General features: G+C 63.0%; 19 protein-coding genes and 1 tRNA gene. 5 read left to right on the top strand and 15 right to left on the bottom strand.

Annotation, left to right across the window (positions count from 1 at the left end; translation table 11 throughout):
• The first annotated feature begins 128 nt into the window (after nucleotides 1–128).
• Nucleotides 129–1,190, top strand: coding sequence for an aminopeptidase (locus tag NKJ11_RS12050; RefSeq protein WP_352793386.1), 1,062 nt, complete (start codon nucleotides 129–131; stop codon nucleotides 1,188–1,190).
• 1 nt (nucleotide 1,191) lies between these two features.
• Here NKJ11_RS12050 and NKJ11_RS12045 read toward each other — a convergent pair whose 3' ends face one another.
• The 10 genes from NKJ11_RS12045 to NKJ11_RS12000 all read right to left on the bottom strand — a co-directional run bounded on the left by NKJ11_RS12045 (nucleotide 1,192) and on the right by NKJ11_RS12000 (nucleotide 11,303).
• Complete coding sequence (locus NKJ11_RS12045) at nucleotides 1,192–2,178, bottom strand: methyltransferase (protein ID WP_352793385.1); 987 nt, start codon at nucleotides 2,176–2,178, stop codon at nucleotides 1,192–1,194.
• A 131-nt stretch (nucleotides 2,179–2,309) separates the two neighbouring features.
• Entirely contained in the window at nucleotides 2,310–2,543 is a 234-nt protein-coding gene (locus tag NKJ11_RS12040) for a hypothetical protein (RefSeq protein WP_352793384.1), read from the bottom strand.
• Nucleotides 2,544–2,647: 104 nt separating this feature from the next.
• Nucleotides 2,648–3,031, bottom strand: a complete 384-nt coding sequence (gene gloA2, locus NKJ11_RS12035) for an SMU1112c/YaeR family gloxylase I-like metalloprotein (RefSeq protein ID WP_352553201.1) — start codon at nucleotides 3,029–3,031, stop codon at nucleotides 2,648–2,650.
• Nucleotides 3,032–3,126: 95 nt separating this feature from the next.
• The gene (locus NKJ11_RS12030; protein WP_352793382.1) at nucleotides 3,127–4,107 is read right to left on the bottom strand and encodes a 2-dehydropantoate 2-reductase; all 981 of its coding nucleotides are present in this window, start codon (nucleotides 4,105–4,107) and stop codon (nucleotides 3,127–3,129) included.
• Between the two features lie 2 nt (nucleotides 4,108–4,109).
• The gene (locus tag NKJ11_RS12025; RefSeq protein ID WP_352793381.1) at nucleotides 4,110–5,636 is read right to left on the bottom strand and encodes an acyl--CoA ligase; all 1,527 of its coding nucleotides are present in this window, start codon (nucleotides 5,634–5,636) and stop codon (nucleotides 4,110–4,112) included.
• Between the two features lie 90 nt (nucleotides 5,637–5,726).
• Entirely contained in the window at nucleotides 5,727–7,313 is a 1,587-nt protein-coding gene (gene ggt / locus NKJ11_RS12020) for a gamma-glutamyltransferase (RefSeq protein WP_352793380.1), read from the bottom strand.
• A gap of 64 nt (nucleotides 7,314–7,377) precedes the next feature.
• Complete coding sequence (locus tag NKJ11_RS12015; protein ID WP_128304157.1) at nucleotides 7,378–8,178, bottom strand: ABC transporter permease; 801 nt, start codon at nucleotides 8,176–8,178, stop codon at nucleotides 7,378–7,380.
• A complete protein-coding gene (locus NKJ11_RS12010) occupies nucleotides 8,175–9,101 on the bottom strand; it encodes an ABC transporter permease (protein ID WP_128304158.1) in 927 nt (308 codons plus the stop codon). The genes NKJ11_RS12015 and NKJ11_RS12010 overlap by 4 nt, the downstream gene beginning before the upstream one ends.
• Nucleotides 9,101–10,183, bottom strand: coding sequence for an ABC transporter ATP-binding protein (locus tag NKJ11_RS12005; RefSeq protein ID WP_352628983.1), 1,083 nt, complete (start codon nucleotides 10,181–10,183; stop codon nucleotides 9,101–9,103). Before NKJ11_RS12005 ends, NKJ11_RS12010 begins: the two co-directional genes overlap by 1 nt.
• Before the next feature lie 79 nt (nucleotides 10,184–10,262).
• Nucleotides 10,263–11,303, bottom strand: coding sequence for an ABC transporter substrate-binding protein (locus tag NKJ11_RS12000; RefSeq protein WP_352440619.1), 1,041 nt, complete (start codon nucleotides 11,301–11,303; stop codon nucleotides 10,263–10,265).
• A 239-nt stretch (nucleotides 11,304–11,542) separates the two neighbouring features.
• Between NKJ11_RS12000 and NKJ11_RS11995 the strand changes: the two genes are divergently transcribed.
• The gene (locus NKJ11_RS11995; protein ID WP_352440618.1) at nucleotides 11,543–12,244 is read left to right on the top strand and encodes a GntR family transcriptional regulator; all 702 of its coding nucleotides are present in this window, start codon (nucleotides 11,543–11,545) and stop codon (nucleotides 12,242–12,244) included.
• 62 nt (nucleotides 12,245–12,306) lie between these two features.
• Here the strand turns inward: NKJ11_RS11995 and NKJ11_RS11990 are convergent, their stop codons facing one another.
• Nucleotides 12,307–13,071, bottom strand: coding sequence for an SDR family NAD(P)-dependent oxidoreductase (locus NKJ11_RS11990; RefSeq protein WP_352440617.1), 765 nt, complete (start codon nucleotides 13,069–13,071; stop codon nucleotides 12,307–12,309).
• Between the two features lie 168 nt (nucleotides 13,072–13,239).
• Here NKJ11_RS11990 and NKJ11_RS11985 point away from each other — a divergent pair, with 168 nt between their 5' ends.
• The gene (locus NKJ11_RS11985; protein ID WP_352611492.1) at nucleotides 13,240–14,094 is read left to right on the top strand and encodes an alpha/beta fold hydrolase; all 855 of its coding nucleotides are present in this window, start codon (nucleotides 13,240–13,242) and stop codon (nucleotides 14,092–14,094) included.
• A 139-nt stretch (nucleotides 14,095–14,233) separates the two neighbouring features.
• Here NKJ11_RS11985 and NKJ11_RS11980 read toward each other — a convergent pair whose 3' ends face one another.
• Nucleotides 14,234–15,424, bottom strand: coding sequence for a glycerate kinase family protein (locus NKJ11_RS11980; RefSeq protein ID WP_352440615.1), 1,191 nt, complete (start codon nucleotides 15,422–15,424; stop codon nucleotides 14,234–14,236).
• Nucleotide 15,425: 1 nt separating this feature from the next.
• Nucleotides 15,426–16,952: an SLC13 family permease gene (locus tag NKJ11_RS11975; RefSeq protein WP_352628986.1), complete on the bottom strand. Its 1,527-nt coding sequence runs from the start codon at nucleotides 16,950–16,952 to the stop codon at nucleotides 15,426–15,428.
• A gap of 113 nt (nucleotides 16,953–17,065) precedes the next feature.
• On the opposite strand from NKJ11_RS11975, the gene NKJ11_RS11970 reads away from it, so the two are divergent.
• Complete coding sequence (locus NKJ11_RS11970) at nucleotides 17,066–18,670, top strand: sensor histidine kinase (protein WP_352793378.1); 1,605 nt, start codon at nucleotides 17,066–17,068, stop codon at nucleotides 18,668–18,670.
• Nucleotides 18,648–19,328 carry a response regulator transcription factor gene (locus NKJ11_RS11965; protein ID WP_352440593.1) on the top strand — a complete coding sequence of 227 codons (681 nt, stop codon included), beginning with the start codon at nucleotides 18,648–18,650 and terminating at the stop codon, nucleotides 19,326–19,328. Before NKJ11_RS11970 ends, NKJ11_RS11965 begins: the two co-directional genes overlap by 23 nt.
• 147 nt (nucleotides 19,329–19,475) lie before the next feature.
• On the opposite strand, the gene NKJ11_RS11960 is transcribed toward NKJ11_RS11965, so the two are convergent.
• Nucleotides 19,476–19,552, bottom strand: a tRNA-Arg gene (locus NKJ11_RS11960).
• Between the two features lie 277 nt (nucleotides 19,553–19,829).
• A complete protein-coding gene (locus tag NKJ11_RS11955; RefSeq protein ID WP_352440594.1) occupies nucleotides 19,830–21,332 on the bottom strand; it encodes an ATP-binding protein in 1,503 nt (500 codons plus the stop codon).
• Between the last annotated feature and the right edge of the window lie 108 nt (nucleotides 21,333–21,440).

Genomic DNA, 21,440 nt, shown 5'->3' with positions numbered 1-21,440 from the left:
TTGCGCGTGGTGACATGCGTCACCACAATGAGCACCTGTCCGGATTCTTCAGAAAACTATAGACCTCGATCACCTGGGGCAATCGCGACCCCATCGGAACGGGTGAGCACTGCTGTGGACAAATCGTGATGCGCGCATTCTTTCGATTGGTTGTGGTTATGACCGTGGTGGTGTCCGGCGTGACCGGTTGCACCAGCATTTCCTACTACGCGCAATCCATGAAGGGTCATCTGCAGATCATGACCGCACGCCAGGATGTCGGAAAACTGATCGAGGATCCTTCGACGCCGAAGGCGTTGCGCGCCCGAATGGCATCGGCGAGCGCCATACGACAGTTTGCGACAGATGAACTGGCGTTGCCCGACAACAACAGCTACCGCAGCTATGTCGACATTGGTCGGGACTCGGTGACATGGGCTGTCTTCGCCGCGCCGGCATTTTCGCTGACGCCGCGAACATGGTGTTTTCCTGTTTTCGGCTGTGTTCCCTACCGGGGGTATTTCTCCAGGAAGTCCGCGACTGAAACCGCTGTCGAACTTCAAGAACAGGGCATGGACGTCTATGTGACGGGCATCACTGCATATTCCACGCTCGGCTGGTCAAGTGACCCGCTGCTAAGCACGATGTTCGGCGAGGATAAAACCTATCTTGCAGGGCTGATTTTCCATGAGCTGGCCCACCAGCGCGTCTATGTGCACGACGATTCCGCTTTCAACGAGGCGTTCGCTGTCGCCGTCGAAACAACCGGCGTGAAAAAATGGCTGCGCGCGACTGGCGATACCGCCGCATTGCGCCGTTACGAAGCCGCCCGGGGACGCAAGGCTGAATTTCTTTCGCTGGTGTCGCGGACCCGGGACGAGTTGGCGCAAGTCTATTCCAACTCCGGCACCTCGGAGCAAAAGCTGGCCGCAAAGACGGCCGCGATTGAACGGCTGCGGATGCGCTACCGACACATGCGCGACAGGCGCTGGGACCGATACCGGGGATACGATGCCTGGTTCGCTTCCCCGATCAACAATGCAAAGCTCGCCGCGACTTCCGTCTATAGCGATCGGGTGACCGCGTTTCTCCGCCTGTTCGACTTGTGTTCGGGCGACTATGTCAGGTTCTATGCATCGGTCCGGCGGATTGGCGCACTGGACGAAGCTCACCGCGTCGAAGCACTTGCGGCGGCAGATCGCTGTTATTGAGTCAGCCCGAGAGTCGCGCACGAAACAACGTGCAGCCGTCCGTCAGGCGCGACCTGGAGATATCGCGGAATCCAGCCTCGGTCATCCACGCGCGATACTGACCCTCAGTGTACGATTGGCCGTTGCGATAGAGGTTCAGGAAGGTGAGATTGAGAAAGACACCCTCAGGCGGGCCGAGGCGGTCGTCATCGACGACACCCCACCCCGCAATTGCGATCTCGCCGCCACGTGTAAGGCAACGCGCGGCGTTCAGGATCGAACTGCGCGCCTTGTCCGGCGGAAGCACCTGGACGACGGCCTTCAGGATCGCCAGATCGTGCCGACCTATCGATGGCGCGGCGGTTATATCTCCCTCTTCGACAACCACGTCGTCGGCACCGTATTCCGACAGGATAGCTGGCGCGACCGCTGCGACCGTTGGCAGTTCCATCAGCGTCGCCGCAATGTGCGGCCACCGCTCGCGAAGCCCGACCAGTATGGTCCCGGCGCCTCCGCCGATGTCGATCACCGAACCGACCGCCGAGAGGTCCATCTCCTGCGCCAGATGTCGGCCGAAAATCACCCCGCCCGGCGCGAGCATGCGGCTGAAGGCGGCCGCGGCCTCAGGTCCCGCTTCGGAAAAGTCGTGCAGCGCAGCCGGCCGGTTCTGCCGCAGCGACTCGGCGGTTAGTAGGTCGGCTCCCCAGAGCTCGCGCAGGAGCGCATGATCGCCGCCGCGATAGGTTGGCTTGGACGCATCGAGGAAGGCCGACGCTTCGGCTCCGTTGCGAAATTGACCATCCTCGACTTCAAGGAGGCCGATGCTGGCGAGCGCGTAGAGGAGCCGGGACAGACGATCGGGTTCGACTTTGAGCGTGGCCCCGAGGCTGTCAGCAGTCACCGCGCTTTCACTGAGCCGGGTGAAGATGCCAAGGTCCAATCCGGCGCGAAGCGCCAAGGCGGGGGGCACCGCTGCGATCAACTTGTCGATCCGATCAAAATCCACCATGTCACATCCTCTCCGCGATCCAGGATCGGCCTTGAAACAACTCCCATGGATTAGAACTTACAGTCCCGACGTCCGGATGGCGACGGACCGGCCGAGAACTCCCAGTGGCGCGGTTGGGAGAGCGCGCGGTTCTACTGGTCCGAGAACCGCACGCTCACGCCGCGCTGCCGAAAATAAGCCTGCATCAACTTGCGGCCCGAGCGGTTGTTCTGCGCCAGCTTGGTCGGATCGAACACCGCCTGTTTGATCCCCTCTCGCGTCAGCGCCGCCTTAAGCGCCGCGATATGTGCGTCGATGTCGGCATTGTCCGCCCGGAGCGAGGCATAGATGCTCTCGGTCGCCTCGGCCACGGTCAGTTCGCTCATTGGTGTCGTCCTTTGGTTGGTTGGGCGGCGCTTAGCACAGATTCGCGGTCCGCCGATACCGAGACCGTCAGTACACAGCGCCCGTCGCGAAAGCGAACCGTTCCCTATGGGGCTTCGTAGAGTTCCAGCGGCAATCCATCCGGGTCCCTGAAAAAGGTAAACCGTTGGTCTGTGTATGGGTCGATCCGGATTGGCTCAACGGCAACGCCTGCAGCTTCCAGGCGGATAATTACGGGCTCAAGGTTAGCCACAGCAAATGCCAGATGTCTCAGGCCTGTAGCCTCTGGGTGGGGCGGCCGCATCGCCGGTGCAGGGAAGGAGAACAATTCCAGTTGGGCCGACCCGATCCGCAGATCCGCCTTCCATGACTGCCGCTCCTCCCGATAAACCTCCCGGATCAGATCGAGGCCGAGGAGTTCGACGTAGAACCGTCGCGACCGGTCATAGTCGGTGCAGATGAGCGCGACGTGGTGAATGGCGTTCAGCATGCTGCTAACTCCAGTCAAGCTGGGATGTGAGGCCAAGGTGCTTCAAGGCCTGGATCGTCGCGCGCCATGGCTCCGATTTGCCCTGTCCTTCCACCTCACCCATAACACCCGCGTTCCACCGCCAGCCGCCGCACCAGCGCCAGCACGGCATCGATGGTCGGGGTCGGCTTGTCCGTTAGCCGGCCAAGTTCCTGCACCGCGCTCACCAGCGCGCCGATCTCCATCGGCCGGCCGCGCTCCAGGTCCTGCAGCATCGAGGTCTTGTGTTCGCCGACATCGCCGGCGCCCTTGATGCGCCGGTCGACCGCTATGGGAAAACGCACGCCGAGGCTTTCGCCGATCGCCTGCGCTTCCAGCATCATGGTGCGGGCGAGCGCGCGGGTGCCATCGTCGGCGACAATCGCGGCCAGCGTGCTGCCGGTCAGCGCCGAGATCGGGTTGAAGGAGAGATTGCCCCACAGTTTTACCCAGATTTCGCTGCGGATGTCCTCGCGCACCGGCGCTTGCAAGCCGGCTTTGACCATCTCCTCGGCCAGAAGCGTGACCCGTTCGCTGCGCTCGCCGGAGGGTTCGCCGAGCGAGAAACGTTTGCCCTCGACATGGCGGATGAGGCCCGGCGCATCGACTTCGACGGCGGGATAGACGACCGAGCCGATGACGCGGTCCGGTCCGATCTGCTGCCAGATCGCGCCGCCGGGGTCGACCGCGTTCAGCCTGGTGCCTTCGCGCGGCCCGCCAACGCCGTGGAAGTACCACCACGGCACGCCGTTCTGCATGGTGACGACGGCGGTGTCTTGCCCGAGTAGTGGTGCGATCTGGTCAAGGGCCGAGGTGAGGGAATGGGCTTTTAGCGCCAGAACCACATAATCCTGGACGCCAAGTTCCTCGGCTTTCGCGGCGGCCCGGACGGGGACGGACGTCTCCTGGCCGTCCTCGATCAGGCGCAGGCCATCTGCCTTGATCGCTTCCAGATGGGCGCCGCGCGCCACGATCGAGAGACCGGTACGGCCGGCGGCGGCAAGCTTGGCAGCGAGATAGCCGCCGATCGCACCGGCGCCGAAGATGGTGATCTTCATCGTCAAAGTCCGAGTTTGGCGGCAAGGCCGATGCGCTGCAATTTGCCGGTCGCGCCCTTGGGGATCTCATCCAGGATCAGGATCTTGCGCGGCACCTTGAAGTCGGCAAGCCGCGTTGCGGCATAGGTGCGAATGTCGCCCTCGGTGGCGCTGATGCCTTCACGCAGCACAACCGCCGCCGCCACCTCCTCGCCAAGCTTGTCATGCCGCATGGCGAAGGTGACGACCTGCGCCACCGCCGGATGGTCCATCAGCACGTCGTCGACCTCGAGCGGCGAGATCTTTTCGCCGCCGCGGTTGATGATCTCCTTGAGCCGACCGGTAACCCTGAGATAGCCGTCCTCGTCGAGCACGCCCTGGTCGCCGGTGTGGAACCAGCCATGCGCGAAAGCCGTGGCATTGGCATCCGGGTTCTTTTCGTATCCCGCCGTGACATTGGGTCCGCGAATGACGATCTCGCCTGTCTCGCCGGCTGTGAGCAGCCGCCCGTCGGGTGCCATCACAGCCACGTCCGGACCGCCGGAGGCACCGACGCTGCCGGGCTTGCGCTGGCCCGGCGGCAGCCGGTTCGACGCCATCTGGTGCGCGGCCTCGGTCATCCCGTAGGATTCGATCACCGGGCAGCCGAAGGTCGCCTCGAGCTCAGCCATCACTTGTGCCGGCAGCGACGCCGAGGACGAGCGGATGAAGCGCAGACGCGCCGCCGCCAGCGCCTCGGTGTTGCGTGCCGCGCGGGGCAGGATCGCCTGATGCATGGTCGGCACCGCCGTGTACCAGCTCGGCTGCGCCTCGCTCAGCCACTGGAAGAAGCGCAGCGCGTTGAAGCCGGGCGTGCAATAGATGCTGCCACCGGCAGCCAGCGACGACAGCACGGCCGCGATCAGGCCGTGAATGTGGAACAGCGGCATGATGTTGAGGCAACGATCATTGGCTGTCAGGCCAAGCGTGCCGCCGATATGGGCAGCCGAGGCTGCGATGTTGGCATGGCTGAGCGGCACCAGTTTTGGCCGCGACGTCGTGCCGGAGGTGTGCAGCAAAAGCGCGATGTCGCCGTCTTGCGCCATGTCGGGTGATGCCGGGGGTCCGATCGCCGCGCCCTCGATCGCAAAACTGCCGGCGGGTGTGGCGGGCTGCACGACAAGCCGCAGCACGCCGATGCCGAGGCGTTCGGCCACCGTCACCGCCGGTCCGGTCTCGCCCTCCGCGACAAGGATCGCCTTGGCGCCGATGTCGGTCAGGTAGAAATCGAGCTCGTCGGCCCGGTAGGCGGGGTTGAGCGGAGCCGTCGAGGCGACGGCCGCCACGGCGACGAAGGCGGTGGCCATCTCAGGCCCGTTCGGCAGCACGATCGCCACCCTGTCGCCCCGGCCGATGCCGCGCGCATGCAGCTGTTTTGCCGTGTCGGCGATCAGGCTGCGCAATCCGCCATGGCTGAGCGTGGTTCTTTCAGGTGCCGAAATCGCCGGCGCGTTGTCGGCGCCGGCGGCGAGACGGCGGGAGAGATCTGCGTGGGTTTCGGCTTGGGTCATGATCACCGGCTGGATTTCGAACGACTATTGGCGGGAGCCCCGCTGACGGGCTTGCCTCGATACGGATACGCCATTGGACAACGGATCACCTCAATATCCAAGCGCCAAACCATCCTTGCGCGGATCGGAGGCACCAGTCAGCGTGCCCTTCTCCCAGTCGATCAGCACCACCTGTCCGCCGCCAAGCGGGTGATGCGGTTCGGCGATGCGGTGGCCGCGCCGGCGCAGGCCCTTGATCGCCTCGGCGGGAACGCCACGCTCGGCCTCCACGGTGTCGTCATTGTAAAACACCCTCGGCGCATCCAGCGCCTGCTGCGGGTCCATGCCGAAGTCGATCATGTTGGTCAGCAGATGGACATGGCCGAACGGCTGGTAGCCGCCGCCCATGACGCCGAACGGCATCACGACGCGGCCGTTCTTCGTCGCCATGCCCGGCATGATCGTGTGCATCGGCCGCTTGCCCGGCGCGATCGCGTTCGGATGTGCCGGGTCGAGGCGGAAGCTCGAACCGCGGTTCTGCAGCACGACACCGGTCTTCGGGCCGACGACGCCGCTGCCGAACGAATAATAGGTCGAGTTGATGAAGGAAACCGCGTTGCGGTCGCGGTCGACGATGGAGATGTAGACCGTGTCGCTGCCGGGCAGCTCCACGCGCGGCAGATGCGTCATGGCGCGGTCGCGGTCGATCTCGGCGCGCAGCCGGTCGGCATAGGCGCCGGACAGGAGCTGTTTGACCGGCACCGGGACATGGTCCTGGTCGCCGACATAGCGGTCGCGGTCGCGATAGGCCAGGCGCCCGGCCTCGATCTCCAGATGCAGGCGCTCGGCGCCATTGGGGTCAAGTCCGCCGTGCTTGAAGCCCGACAGCAAATTCAGCATCAAAAGCGCCGTCAGCCCCTGATTGTTGGGCGGCATCTGGTGGATGTCGTGGCCGCCATAAGAGGTGCTGACCGGCGTCACATAATCGCCTCGGGTCGCGGCGAAATCCTCGGCCGAATGAAGTCCGCCCAATTCGTTGAGCCGGCTAACCATATCGTCGGCGACAGCGCCTTCATAGAAACCGGCGCGGCCGTGTTTGGCGATGATGCGCAACGTCGCCGCCAGTTCCGGCTGCCTGTGGATGTCACCCGCCTTCGGTGCCTTGCCGCCCGGCAGGAAGATGCGCGCGGCATGCTCGTCCGCCGAAAGGTCGGTTTCCGGTTCGGCCCAGTCGAAGGCGACGCGGTCGTGCACGACATAGCCGTTCTCGGCATAATGGATGGCTGGCGCCAGCGCCTCGGCAAGGCCCTTGCGGCCATGGTCTTCGAGCAGGCGGCTCCAGGCATCGACGGCGCCCGGCACGGTGACCGCGTGCGGTCCCTGCAGCGGGATGCGGTCGAAGCCTTTTTCGCGATACCAGTCGACCGTCGCCTTGGCTGGCGCTCGGCCTGAACCATTGAAGGCCAGCACATTGCCTTGCCCTGCCGGGCTATAGAGCACGAAGCAGTCGCCGCCGATGCCCGTCGATTGCGGCTCGACGACGCCCTGCACGGCGGCGGCGCAGACGGCGGCATCCATGGCATTGCCGCCGGAGCGCAGCATGTCGATGGCCGCAAGGGTTGCAAGCGGATGCGAGGTCGCGGCAACCGCCTCGGTGGCACGAACCGGCGAGCGGCCGGGAAACTGGAAATCACGCATTCTGTCTGGATATCCCCTGGTCACGTCTGCAAGTTGGTCACTTCTGCGAATTGGTCTGGTGAAATCAATGCCGCCGGCCGAAGATCTGCGCAACCGACAACAGCACGACCGAGAGCACGATCAGGCAGGTCGAGATGGCAGCGATCGTCGGGTCGATTTGGTCGCGCAGCGCATTGAACATGCGGCGCGTCAATGTCGTGGTCTCGCCGCCCGATATGAACAGCGAAACCACCACTTCGTCGAAGGAGGTGATGAAGGCAAACAGCGCGCCCGAGACGATCGAGAAGCGGATCTGCGGCATCGTCACCTGCCAGAACGCGGCGACACGTCCGGCGCCGAGGCTGCGCGCCACGCGCTCCTGGTTCATGTCGTAGGAGCGCAAGCCCGACAGCACCGTCAGCACCACCAGCGGCAAGGCCTGCACCGTATGCGCGATGACCAGCCCGGTCAGCGTGTTGTTGAGCCCGATGCGGGCATAGAGGAAGAAGGTGCCGATGCCGATCAGGATCACCGGAACGATCAGCGACGCCGTCAGCAGCGCGTTGATGGTGCCGTTGAGGCGCAGCGTGCCCCTGTTGATGGCATAGGCTGCAGCGGTGCCGAGCGGTGTCGCGACGAGCACGGTCATAACAGCCACCTTGACCGAGACGATCGTGGCGTCGCGCCATTCCAGTGAGCCAAAATAGGTCTGGTACCAGCGCAGCGACCATTGCTGCGGCGGGAATTGCAGCAGCGTCGAATCCGAAAACGACATGATGACGATGATGATCGACGGCGCGATCAGGAACAACAGCACGAGGCCGCCGAGGCCGTAGAGCCACAGACGTTGCCGGTGCGAGATCGGCAGGCCGACGTCTTCGCTCATCGTGAACTCCACACACCTGTGGCGCGCGCGCCGAGCAGCCACTGGAACAGTCCGAGAAGCGCCAGCGTGACCACCAGCAGCACCACGCCAAGCGCCGCCCCCGCACCCCAGTTGGAATAGAGGCTGGTGGTCTGTTCCATGCGCATCGCCCACATGATCACCTTGCCGCCGCCCATCAGCGCAGGCGTGACGAAGAAGCCCAGGCACAGCACGAAGACGATGACCACGCCCGAGGCGAGGCCGGGCAGCGACAGCGGAAAGAAGATCTGCCGGAAGGTAGCGGCCGGGCCGGCACCGAGATTCATGCCGGCGCGCAGGCAGTCGGTGTCGATTGTCTTCATCGAGGCGTAAAGCGGCAGCACCAGGAACGGCAGCAGGATATGCGTCATGCCGATGACGACGCCCGAAAAATTGTTGGCGAGCGACAGCGGCTGGCTGATCACGCCGAGGTCGATCAGCCAGCTGTTGATCAGGCCCTTGCGCTGCAGGATCACCAGCCAGGCATAGGTGCGCACCAGAACCGATGTCCAGAACGGCAGGATGACGAAGATCAGGCAGATCGACGCCGCCCGGCGCGGCAGTTGCGACAGCATGTAGGCCAAGGGATAGCCGAGCAGCACGCAGGCGCCGGTGACGATGAAGGCGACCTTGAAGGTGGTGATAAAGGTCTTGATGTAGGAGGCCTGTTCGAAGAAGCGCGCATAATTGGCGGGACTGAAGGCGCCGGCTTCGTCGAACAGCGACAGCCAGAACAGCCAGCCGATGGGCACGATGATGATGGCGAAGACCAGCAACAGGCTCGGCGACAGCAGCGCCAGCAGCCGCAACGACTCGCGCCGAGCGTCCATATGCAGCGCCTGCGTGTTCAGATCCGGGCCCGAGCGGCCGGCTTTCTCCTGCATGAGGGCGGTCTGCGCGCTCATCAGTCTGCCGCCACCAGGATCGTGTCCTGCGCATCGAGACCGAACGAGACTGGCTGGCCGGGTGCGGGCATTTTCGCCAGCACATCGCTGCGGCAATAGTCGCGCAAAGTCAGCTGCCGGCCGTCGCGCAGCACGGCATAGCAGACGAAGCTGTCGCCCTGATAGATGATGTCGCTGAGCGTCGCGTTGAGCACGTTGACGCCGCTCGTCGGTTCGGCGTTTGCCAAGAGCCGCAGCTTTTCCGGCCGCACCACCATCAGGTACTGGCCTGCCGCCGGCGTCGCCGCCGCCGTATGGATTCTTCGCTCCTCGTACCAGACGGAGCCGTTGCGGCACTCGACCGGAATGAAATTCGATTCGCCGATGAAGCCGGCTACAAATTGCGTTTGCGGCCTGGCGTAGAGACTTTCGGGCTTGTCGAGCTGTTCGATGCGCCCGGCGTTCATCACCGCGATGCGGTCCGACATGGTGATGGCTTCACGCTGGTCGTGCGTGACATAGACCGTGGTCATGCCAAGCCGCCGGTGCAGGCTGCGCAGTTCGATCTGCATATGCTCGCGCAGGCCCTTGTCGAGCGCCGACAGGGGCTCGTCCATCAAAACGATGCGCGGCTCGAAGACGATGGCGCGCGCTAGCGCCACGCGCTGGCGCTGGCCGCCGGAGAGCTGGTCGACCCGGCGCTCGCCCAGCCCCTGCAATTTCACCAGATCGAGCGCCTTCTCGACACGCTCGGCCGTCTCGGCGGCGGCGACGCCGCGCTGCTTCAGCGGAAAGGCGATGTTGTGAAAGACGTCCATATGCGGAAACAGCGCGTAGTTCTGGAACACCATGCCGATGTTGCGCTTGTGCGGCGGCGTGGTGATGATCTCGTCGCCGCCGACCCTGATCGAGCCGGCATTGGCCCGCACGAAACCGGCCAGGATCATCAGCAGCGTCGTCTTGCCGGAACCGGAAGGCCCCAGCAGCGTCAGGAATTCACCAGCCTCGACGTCGAGGTTGAGGTCGCGCAGCACAGGCACGCTGCCAAATCGTTTCTCGATCCCGCGCATGCCGATCGGCAACGCGGATGGCGCAATGGACAAGATTTTTCTCTCCCAGGGGCTGAGGCGGCGAAAGCAGGGCGAGGCGTCGCCCTGCCGTGGTTTGGATTGCGGCCGCAGCCTATTGCTGGATCAGATTGTTGAACTTTTCCGTCGCCTCGACCAAATTGTCGCGCCAGAATTCTGCATCCTGCAACACCTGCTTCTTGACGTTTTCGGGCGCCGAATTGATATCCTTGATCCTGTCCTGCGGGATCTTGCCGGTCTCGAAAGCCTTCTCATTGACCGGGCCATTGTCGACATAGAGCGGCAGATTGGCCTGCAATTGCGGGCTGACGAACATCGCCAGCGCCTTCATCGCGGCTTCCTTGTTCTTGGAGCCCTTGGGGATGACCATGCAGTCGGCGGTCAGCACGCCCTGGTCGAAGGAGAAGCTGACCGGCGCGCCTTCCTTCTTCAAGGTGCCGGCACGGCCGTTCCAGATGCTCGCCATGTCGACTTCACCGTCCTTCACCAGCTGCATGGCCTGCGCGCCGGAGGTCCACCAGGCGTCGATATGGCCACGGATCTTGTCGACGGATTTCAACGCGCCGTCGATATTGACCGGATAGACCTTGTCGATCGGAATGCCTTCGGCCAGTGCCGCGACGCTCAGCGTTTCGGTCGCCTGGCTGCCGCTCAGCGCGCGCCGTCCCGGAAACTTTTCCGCGTTCCAGAAGTCGGCCCAGGTCTTCGGGCCTTTGTCGCCGAACACGTCGGTCCGGTAGATCAGCACGACGGATGTGTAGGAAATGCCGACCCAGTCGTCGTGGACCAGCTTCGGGTTGATGCCGCTCTTGTCGATGATGCCGTAGTCGAGCTTCTCGAACAGCCCTTCCTTCGAGCCGCGCGCACATTCGTCGGCGCCAAGTTCGGTGATGTCCCACTTCACCGCATTGCCGGTCACCTGCAGCCGGACGTCGTCGAGGCCGTTGGTGGTGTCTTCCTTGATGGTGATGCCGAGCGCGTCGGCGGTAGGCTTGAAAAACGCCTTGGTCTGCGCCTCCTGGTAGGTGCCGCCCCATGAGGCGACGGTGATGGTGTCGCCCGCTATGGCGGGGGCCGCGAGCGAAGCCATGAGGCCCGCCATCGCAACGATACTAACGCTTCTGGTCCTGTTCATTTTTTCGGCTCTCCAACCGGTGTTCCCATTGTTTTTGACTTGGCATGCTGTTTTGTATACAATTTTGAGTGTAGCCTAGCGATCGATGTTGTCAACACCGCCGGCTCGATCGAATTCACGGGTTTCGAGCCGGACAAGGTGGCGAGGAGCGGCGTCGCCGGGGGCGTGGCAAATTATGCCGACTGCGGCTACAGCTATGCGTGTTCCGGCTGAAAGGCCGGAGAAGTGGGAAGGGAAGCTTGGCCAAGAAAACCAAAAATACGTTGCGCGACTCGGTCTACTCCGCGCTCAAGGCGATGATCGTGACCGGCCAGATTCCGCCGGGCTCGCGCGTCACCGAAAACGACATCGCGGCGAAGCTGACTGTCAGCCGCACCCCGGTGCGCGAGGCCTTCAACCGTCTCGAGCGCGACGGGCTGGTCACCGGCCGGCCGCGCCAGGGCTATGTCGTCACCGAGTTCGACATCAACATGTTCCGCGAGGCCTTCGAGATCCGCGAGCTGCTCGACGGCCACGCGACGGAACTGGCGGCAGCGGCGGCGACGGACCAGGACAAGGCACGGCTGCGCGCCATGCTGGCCGAATGCGAGCGGCTGGCCGCCATTCCGGAGCGCACCAACAGGGAAAAATTCCAGGAGCTTGAGGTCGGCATTGACCTGCACCGCGTCATCGCCGAAATCAGCGGCAATGTGATGCTGCACGGCATGCTGTGCGGCATCCTCGACAAGTGCCAGCACTATGTCTGGACCGAACTTTTGTGGCTGGACGAATGGAAGATCGCCCGCGACGAGCATGCCGAAATCGTCGATGCCATCTGCGCTGGCGACGCCGCCAGAGCCGGCACGCTGGCGCGCGCCCATGTGCGGGGCTCGCGCGACAATGTGCTGCGCCTGCTGCAGGCCAAGTCGGATTATCGGAACTTTCTGGCCAAGGCGTCTTGAGGGGTGAGGAACTTGGGCGAGGCCTGCCCGCCGACCGACCCTGACGACAAGCGCCTTTGAGCTTAGCCCTTGCGCTCCTGAAGGCGGTTGCCGCCGTCGACCACCAGCAGGGCGCCATTGACATAGCTGGCACCTTCCGAGGCCAGGAACACCACCGCTGCGGCCACCTCATCCGGCCGCCCGGCCCGCGCCGGCGGCGTATGCAGGGCGGCTTGCCGCTCCATCTCGCTCGACGAACCCGTTTCGATCCAGCCGGGCGCCACGGCATTGACTGTTACGCCGCTTTTCGCCACTTCCAGCGCCAGCGTGCGCGTCAGGCCGACCATGCCGGCCTTGGCGGCGGAATAGGCTGATGTGCCTTCGAAGGATACCAGCGGTCCGGTGACGGACGCCACATTGACGATGCGCCCGTAGCCCGCTTCGACCATCGCCGGCAGAAAGGCCTTCGTGACGAGGAATGCGGTCTTCAGGCTGACGTCGATCCCCTGGTCCCAGTCGGCCTCGGTCATGGCGAGAAACGCCTTGTCGACCGAGGGCGATGCCAGCGAGCCCATGCCGGCATTGTTGACCAGGATACCGACCGCCCCGACATCGGCCCGCAGCCGCGCGACATCGGCAGCGATGGTGAGATCGGCGACCACGGCTTTGGCATCGATGCCTTCGCGGCAAAGCTCGGCGGCGCGATCGAGCACGCGCGTACTGGCTCCCGTGAGGAAGACCGCATGGCCGGCACGGCCGAGCTGCCGGGCAATGGCAAAGCCGATCCCGTCGGCCGCACCGGCCCCGGTGATAAGTGCGCGCTTGGTGTTGGTAGAGGAGATGGTCAAATCAGGCTCCGCTGGTTTCCGCTCCCGGTCTTACCACGCGCTTTGGGCAACAGCCCGCGAGGATTTGGCTTTGCAACATTCCACGCCGCTTTGAGTTCTCTGAAAATCCGAAAGTCGAACCGAACGAAGCGTGCAGCTTGGCGATCGCGTGGGCGTGGAGGAAAGGACGTGCCGGAGATCCAGAAAATATCCTTGTCCTCTGGCGGCGAGGTGGCCGTCCGGACGGCCGGCGATGTTTCCAAGCCCGCGCTAGTCCTGTTGCACGGCTTCCCCAATTCCTCTCGGATGTTCAGCGACGTGACCGCCAGGCTCTCCGGCACCGTCTATGTCGTTGCGCCTGACCTTCCGGGCTTCGGCGCATCCGATCTCCCATCCGAGCCATCGTTCGACATGCTGGCCAACGCGATTGAAGAGCTGCTTGCGAGTCTCAACGTGGGCCGCAGGTTACTCTATTTGCATGATTTCGGCGCTCCGGTGGCTTTTCAGCTCGCCATGCGCGCTCCGGAACTTGTCGAAGGCCTCATCATTCAGAATGCCAATGCCCACCGCTCCGGCTTTGGTCCGCAGTGGGCAGCCACATTGGACTTCTGGGCTGCGCCGAATGCCGGCAACGAGGAGGCCGCCACCGCCCATTTGACCCTTGAGGGAACCCGCGACCAGTACGTCGCCGGCCTGCCACCCGAGATCGCGGCGCGGATCGATGCAGAGCGTTGGATTGAGGACTGGCGGGTCATGTGTCTACCGGGACGGCTTGATCTGCAGAAGGCGCTGCTGGCCGACTACGGCCGATATGTCGACCGGTTTGGGGAGGTGGCTGACTATCTGGCGAAGCATCAACCTCGAGCCATGCTTCTTTGGGGTCGCCACGATGTCTTTTTCGACATTGCGGAGGTTCAGTCCTGGCTCATCGACCTTCCTCGGATGGAGGCTCACATCTTCGACGCAGGCCATCTCCTTCTGGAGACGCAGGGGCCCAGGGCTGCAGAGCTGATACGGGAGTTCGTCGATGCGGGCTCGCCCTGAGCCGTATACTTGCGTAGGTCCGGGCAAGTCGCGAAAGCAATGCGACGACGTAAACCGCTGTTGATGTGAGCCTTCACATGGCCCAGGAAATTTCGGGCCGAAGCCGCACGCCTCGCGGCCTTGGGCGAGACAAGACCCATTATCTGAACTTAAAAGCGCGCGCGGCCCACATCAGCCGCATCGCCTGTTCGGCGGCGTTCGCCAGCAGCATGTCGGCGTCACGGATCGCATCTTCGAGGGAACATGGCCGGCGAAGAATGCTAAAGAACGCATCAATGCCAATTTCGTGGGTCGCCTCGGCGCCCAGTCCGACCGTGCCGGCCAAGGCAATCACAGGCAGATTGTAACGTTTCGCGCGCCGTGCAATCTCCGCCGGCACCTTGCCAAAGCCAGTCTGTCCGTCCAGACCGCCCTCGGCCGTCATGACCATGTCGGCATCTGCCAGTCGGCGATCAAGATCAATATACCGCCGGATAAGATCAAAGCGTGGCTGCAGCCGCGCTCCAACAAAGGCGTGAAGCCCGGCGCCAAGTCCACCGGAAGCTCCTCCGCCGACAAGCGGCGCTACGTCGATGCCGAGGTCGCGGCGGACGATATGAGCGAGATTTTCCATGCCCTGATCGAGCAACGCCACCTGGTCAGGGGTTGCACCCTTTTGCGGACCAAATACCCGAGCGACGCCTCTCTCGCCGAGCAGCATATTGTAGGGGTTCACGGCGACGTCGATACGAACATTCGAAAGGCGGCGGTCACGATCGGAAAGATCGACGCGAGCGAGTGACGAAAGCGCCGAGCCGCTCCCCGAAATAGAGTGGCCGTCCCCGTCGAGCAAGCGCACGCCTAGAGCTTGGGCCATCCCCATTCCCGCATCGTTGACGCCCGAGTCACCGCAGCCGATCAGAATCCTTTCGGCGCCAAGATCGAGTGCCACATGAATCAACTCCCCCACCCCATAACTTGTAGTACGGGTCGGGTCGCGCATGTCCGTGGGAACGAGCCGCAGCCCGGCAGCCGCCGCAATCTCCAGAACAGCCGTCCGCTTCTTTCCTCGGCCGAGAAAACCGACGGTCGCCTCCACAGGTTGCCCGACTGGCCCCGTGACGGTGACGGAATGCAACTCACCATGGGACAGCTCAACAAGCGTACGCGTAAAATCCTCGCCTCCATCCACCATCGGAAGGCTAAACACTTTTGCTGTCGGAACCGCATTGCGGACGCCGCGCGCCAATGCATCGATAACATCACGAACGCCGAGGCTCTCCTTAAAACCAGACGGTGCGACCAGCACTCGAAGCCGTTTTCTCTTCTTCGGCTCTTTCTTTTTCGACATGCTATGACCCTCCGGAAACTTGCAGACCGAGCGTGATGAGCAGACCTTGGATCATTGGCCACGCGCCCACCGCGAACACGACGATCAAAAGGAATTGCACCGGCAGCAGGACGGCGCTCAGGAGGGCCAAGTCCCTCGGGCCGTAGCCTTCGTCGTCGAGTCCCCCGAAAAGCGCGACCGGCTTCGCGCAGATCATGAGCGTTTGGCAAAAGCCGGTCGCTGAGACGAGCACAAGCATCGCAAGGAGGGGGTCGAGCCGCGCTGTCGACGCAATCATCAGAACCGGAGGCAGCAGCACCGATACGCGCGCCGTGCGACTGTGAATAAGGAGATGGCTGAAAAGGCCCAGCAAAGCGAGCAACGAGAGGAGGGCCAGCGGCCCCAAGCCGACGACCCGCAGTGGGTTCACCGTCGTCTCGATCAACCATTGATGAAGACCCGACGCCACCAGGCCGTCTGCCAGGCAGATGGTCGCCGCAAGGAACAGGAGCAGCTTCCACTCGGTACTCCTAATGGCATCGTCAAACCTCACCGCGCCGAGCCCCGGAAGCGATGCGGCGAGAGCGCCGCTGAGTGCGATGACGGTGGCATTGAGCCCGTGCAAAGATTCGGTCAGCCACGCGATGACAACGCCCGCGGCGATCCAGAGTATCGGCTGCCGTGCCAACCCGACCCCATCATTGCTTACCGTCGGCAGCAAAAGCGCTGCCCGCCGTTCTGCGGGTGACAGGAAAAGCCGGAGAAGACACTCAACTGAAACAAAGGTGCTCACGGCCGCAAACGGCAGACCGAGGGCGATCCATTCCAGGTAGCTCACCTTCACCCCTGAGAGGCGGTCGACCATTTCGATCGCCAGGAGATGGGCACCGGCCCCCACGGGCGACGCAAAGGCCGAGAGGAGAATAGCAGTGGGAAACAACAGCGCGAATGCCCTTCGCAACCGAGCATTTCCACAGCGCCCCGCAACCGCTTGATAAGCCGGGATCATTAAGGCTGCCCGACCCGACGTTGACGGAATAATGAAGGCTGTGGCGACCATGACCGCCGCCAAAGCATACGCGACCGCGCGAACCGACCGCATGCGCCCTGTCACGAGGCCGAGGATGCGATCCGCGATCCCACTTGCCTTGACGGCGGCCGCAAGGATGAAAGAGGCGAGCAACAGCCAGATCAACTCATCCCCAAGCGCGTGAAACAGCGCCCCGGGATCACGATTGACGAGCAGCGCCATTGCCAGTCCGGCGACGATAGCAACGAAGGTGTCGTCGAACGGCGTCAAGGTCCAGCCTATGATCGCGACAAGCAGGATCTCGAGCGCTCGCCGAGCGTCCGATGGGAGAGCGGGGAGGCCGAATTCGATACTGACAACGACGAGACATGCACCGATTCCGATCAGCGCGGCGCGCCACACCGGCCAGACCGCCGTCATCTTTTTCCCGACAAGGGAGCCGATCTCAGCCTGGAACTCTACTTGTACCAACCGAACCTCTTCGAGCTTGTCGCCGCTCCGGCGATCGGACAGGCGCACGGTCGTCGCACGTCCCAGCGTTCGAATTTAGGGGCTTCTGGTTAGACGGGCGGGAGAGCTCCGGTTAGAATTTGGTGAGAGACGCTAGTCGATCGCCAGCAGGGATCACCCGCATGACTGTTCGAGGTCGCATCCTCCTTTTTCAAATTCTCATCCTCGCCCTCGTCGGGCTGATTTCCGGATTGGCACTCGCCACACTGCACCTGACGGAAGAATTCGTCCGCCGCGTAGACAGCGTCGACGGACGGTTTGAGGCTCTTGCGGAACTCAATGGCCAGGCCAACAACTACACCGAGCAAGTGGCCGAGGTCCTGCTGCTCGGGCCTGAGCAGATGCCGGATTTCGAGGCGGCACGAAGAGAATTGTATTTTGGATTCCATAAGTTGGAAGGCGCAACGCGCGAGGAACTTGGTGCGCTCGGCTTTTGGAGCGACAGAAGCCAGGAGGAGGGCGAACTCGAGTTCGTCGGCCGCATCAAGGCGCTGTTTGAAGCTATCGATCGAGCTGCCCAACGGCTGTTCAGCCAGCGATCAAGAGGCGAGCCGGCAGGCATCGTGGAAAGCTTCCGAAATGATGTAGAGCATCGACTGGAGAGCGATTTCGAAGGAATGATCGAGGCTGCCTTGCACGAGGAGCGCAGCGAAGTTGGAGCGGAACTCGAACGGGTTCGTGGTGCGCAATGGCATCTGCTGCTCATGACCGGCGGCTCCTCCACCTTGCTCATGCTGGGCAGCCTGGGCTTCGGCCTCGTTCTGCGGCGGTCGATCGCCGCACCTGTGCGTGAGCTGAATGAAAGTGCCAAAGCCATCGCCGCGGGTAAGCTTCACCATCGCATCCCCGCAGCCGGGCGCGACGAGTTCGCTTCCTTGTCGCGAAGTTTCAACAGCATGGCCGAGGCACTTGAGATCGAACGTGCCGCTCTGATTTCGGTCCAGGGTCGGCTGGAGGCTGAAGTTCAGCTGCGCACGCGCGAGCTTCGTGAAGCGAATAAACAACTCAGGGCTCTCAACAGCCGGCGAATCCAATTTTTTGCGGAGGCAAGCCATGAGCTACGCACGCCGCTGACGATTCTCCGTGGAGAGGCGGATGTTGCCCTTCGCGGCCAACCGCGTGTTCGACCTTACGGGGAGGCCTTGAACCGAATCCGCAACTACGCCGAGGATATGGCTCGCAACCTGGAGGACCTTCTCGCCGTCGCCCGCTCTGAAGCGGAAGATATGAGCTTCTCGTCGCAAATCATCGATGTCGGCGAGGTTGTGAAGGCGGCCGTTCAGGAAGCGTCCGTACTCGCTACCCCCAAGCAAATATCCGTTGATCTCTCACTTAACGCAGACCATAGCCTCATTCGAGGGGACGCCCAGCGCCTCAAGCAGGCGCTGCTGATCGGCTTCGACAACGCCATAAAGTATTCAAAACCACACCAGACGATCTCGGTTGAGATGACCGGGCGCGACGGCGCGCTTGAGATTGTCGTCCGCGATAGCGGTTCAGGCATCGGTGCCAGTGATCTTCCGTTCGTGTTTGACCGCTATTATCGCGGACATGCTGGCGAGAGATCTGTTGCCGATGGGCTCGGTGTTGGCCTTGCGATCGCCAAGAAGATCATAGACAGGCATGACGGCACGATCGGCCTTGAACGGATTGAGCCTTCGGGAACCCTCCTCAGAATTAAACTCCCGCTGGTACAACACACCGATGATTCGAATCCTGATCGTTGAAGACGACCGGCGTGTTTCCGATTTCCTCCGCCGAGGGCTGGAGGCAGAAGGCTTTCACGTGAGTGTCGCGGAGGACGGTCGAGAGGGATTGGCCGCCATTCGCACGGATCCGTTCGATCTGGTGATCCTGGACCGCCTGCTCCCCTACCTGGATGGTCTTGAACTGTGCCGGATCGTTCGATCAGAGCAGTGGCCGGTTCTCATCCTGATGCTGACGGCCAAAGAGACAATCCAGGATCGCGTGGATGGGCTCAAGGGGGGTGCCGACGATTACCTGACCAAACCGTTTGCCTTTGATGAACTGGTGGCCAGGATTGATGCCCTGCGCCGACGCCGTCCGGGAACAGGGGAGGAGCAGTCGCTTCGAATCGGCGGCCTCAACCTCGACACGAGCGCTCGCCGTCTAACGGATGGCGACCGGGAAATCCGCCTCACCCGACGTGAATTCGACCTTCTGCACTTCCTGATGCTTAATGCGGGAAAAGTGGTTAGCCGCCAGCGCATCCTCAACAATGTCTGGTCATACAGCTCCGAACCCGGGACTAAGATCGTGGAGGTGTACATTCGCTATCTCCGGGCCAAGCTGGGACCAAGTGCGTCAGCCGGCATTCAGACTGTCCGCGGGGTCGGCTACATGCTGGTTGAGCGGAAGGCATAGAAGCGGAGCCAAATTCCTGGCGACCAACTTGTCTGCTGGCTGCGACATGTTTCAAAGGAATCGTTCATCCAAATCGGCTGAATTTCGGAATTAAGCCAGTGCCGCAGCCGGCTGAGGCAAAATGCCAAAGATTTCAATTGGATGGAATGGCGCGCCCGAAGAGATTCGAACTCCTGACCCCCAGATTCGTAGTCTGGTGCTCTATCCAGCTGAGCTACGGGCGCGCAACAGGCCATGCTTTCCATGACCCCGCAATCCGATCGTAAACGACCGGTCGCGACGAGACGTGTTCCCTAGCGACTGAATTTCCGAAAAGCAAGTCGATCCGGCAAAAGTTTTGTCACAAGTGCCTTTGTTGACGATGACGGCCCGGATCCCGGCGCTTGAAATGGCTCCGGAGTTGAGCCCGAACTCAATCCTTGAAGGGAAGAGCGCCGATCCCTGAGAAAAGGAGCGCCGGACCCGGAGGCACGAGCATCGGAGCAAAACGCGCCCGAAACATCATGCCGGGCGGCGCAGGCCGTTGCGGGCCTGGTCGAGCCGGACCGGCTGGTCGGGAATGGTGACCGCGAATGTGGTGCGTCCGCCGATGCTCTCGACCAGCTCCACCGTGCCGCCATGGGCGCGGATCAATTCATGCGCGATCGCCAGGCCAAGGCCGGTGCCGCCGCTGCGGGCCGAGCCGCGGAACGCCGCGAACAGGTTTTCCCGCGCCTTCGGCGGCAGGCCGGGGCCGGTGTCGCTGACGGCAATGCGGCTGACGCTGCCCAGGCGCACGGCCGACACCGCCAGGCGGCGCACCAGGGCGTTTTCGCTGTCGGCCGCCATCGCCTGCACGGAATTCCGGCACAGATTGGTCAGCACCCTGAACAACTGGTCGGAATCGGCATCGACCTCGAAGGTCGGCTCGACCGAATTGACGAACTCGATGCCTTGCTCGATGTCGAGCAAGCCTTGCACGTCCTCGACCAGCTGCCGGAGCCGGAGCCGGCGCCGCGCGGGCGGCGGCTCCTGCGTGCGGCCGTAGTGAAGCACGCCTTCGGAATAAGACACGGCGCGGTCGAGTGCGCGCAGCAGTTTCGGCGCGAAGGCCTGCACGGTCGGATCCTTGACCTGGCGCAGGCGGTCCGACATCAGCTGCGCCGAGGCCAGGATGTTGCGCATGTCATGGTTGATCTTGGAGACCGCGAGGCCGAGGTCGGCAAGATGCTTCTGCTCGGAGAGCATTTTTTGCAGCCGCTCCTGCATCTGCGACAGCTCGCGCTCGGCAACGCCGATCTCGTCGGCGCGGGCAGCCGGATGGATGATCCGTCCGGGATCGTCGGGCGCTTCGGAGAAGGACAGCATCGAGCGCGTCATGGTCCGGATCGGCCCGATCATGATCAGGTCGATGGCGGCGTAGACCAGCATGGCGGTGAACAGCGAGATCAGCAGCGAGACGAAGGCGACGTTGCGCGAATAGCGCAGCATCGCATTGCGCAGGCTGTTGTCCGGCATGATCAGCTCGAACTCCTTGTCGGACTCGCCGACCGGGCCGAAGACGCGCAGCATCCGGTCGCCGCCGAAAAACAGCGTGTCGAGCGCGCCGGTCATGCCCTTGATCATGCCGATCGAAGCGATATCGATGTGTTCGTCGACCTTCGGCGGCATTTCGGCCACCACCAGCAGCCGCGAGACGCCGCCGTCGCGCACCGCGATCGCCTTGGCGCCGATCGCCATCAGCACGTCGTTCTGGGCCGTGCGCGACAGCGAGGTGGATTCGCCTTGCACCAGCACGATCGACACCGCCGCCGCCGTGCTCAGCCGCTCCTTCAGCCAGTTCAGCCGGTAGCTGGCGATCCAGGGCAGGAAGATCAGCACTTCGGCCAACAGCACGAAGACGATGGTCAGCAGCAGCAGCTTGGTCGACAGGCCGCGCGACAGCGGAACCGTGCGCACGGTGGCTGGCGCCTCGGTGGACCCCGCCGTGCCGATCCCTTCCTGTGCCTGTATGGTTTCGCTCATGCGGCTAATGTCTTCACGATCACTTGATCAACGCAGATTAGGCGATTACGGCTTTCTTGCCAATTTCATCCTTGGTCGCAAACATAAACCGGCCTGAACGGAGCCGGA

The organism is Mesorhizobium sp. M0243 (assembly GCF_040321775.1).
Taxonomy (GTDB): Bacteria; Pseudomonadota; Alphaproteobacteria; order Rhizobiales; family Rhizobiaceae; genus Mesorhizobium.
This window is presented reverse-complemented; position numbering and strand designations above follow the sequence as displayed.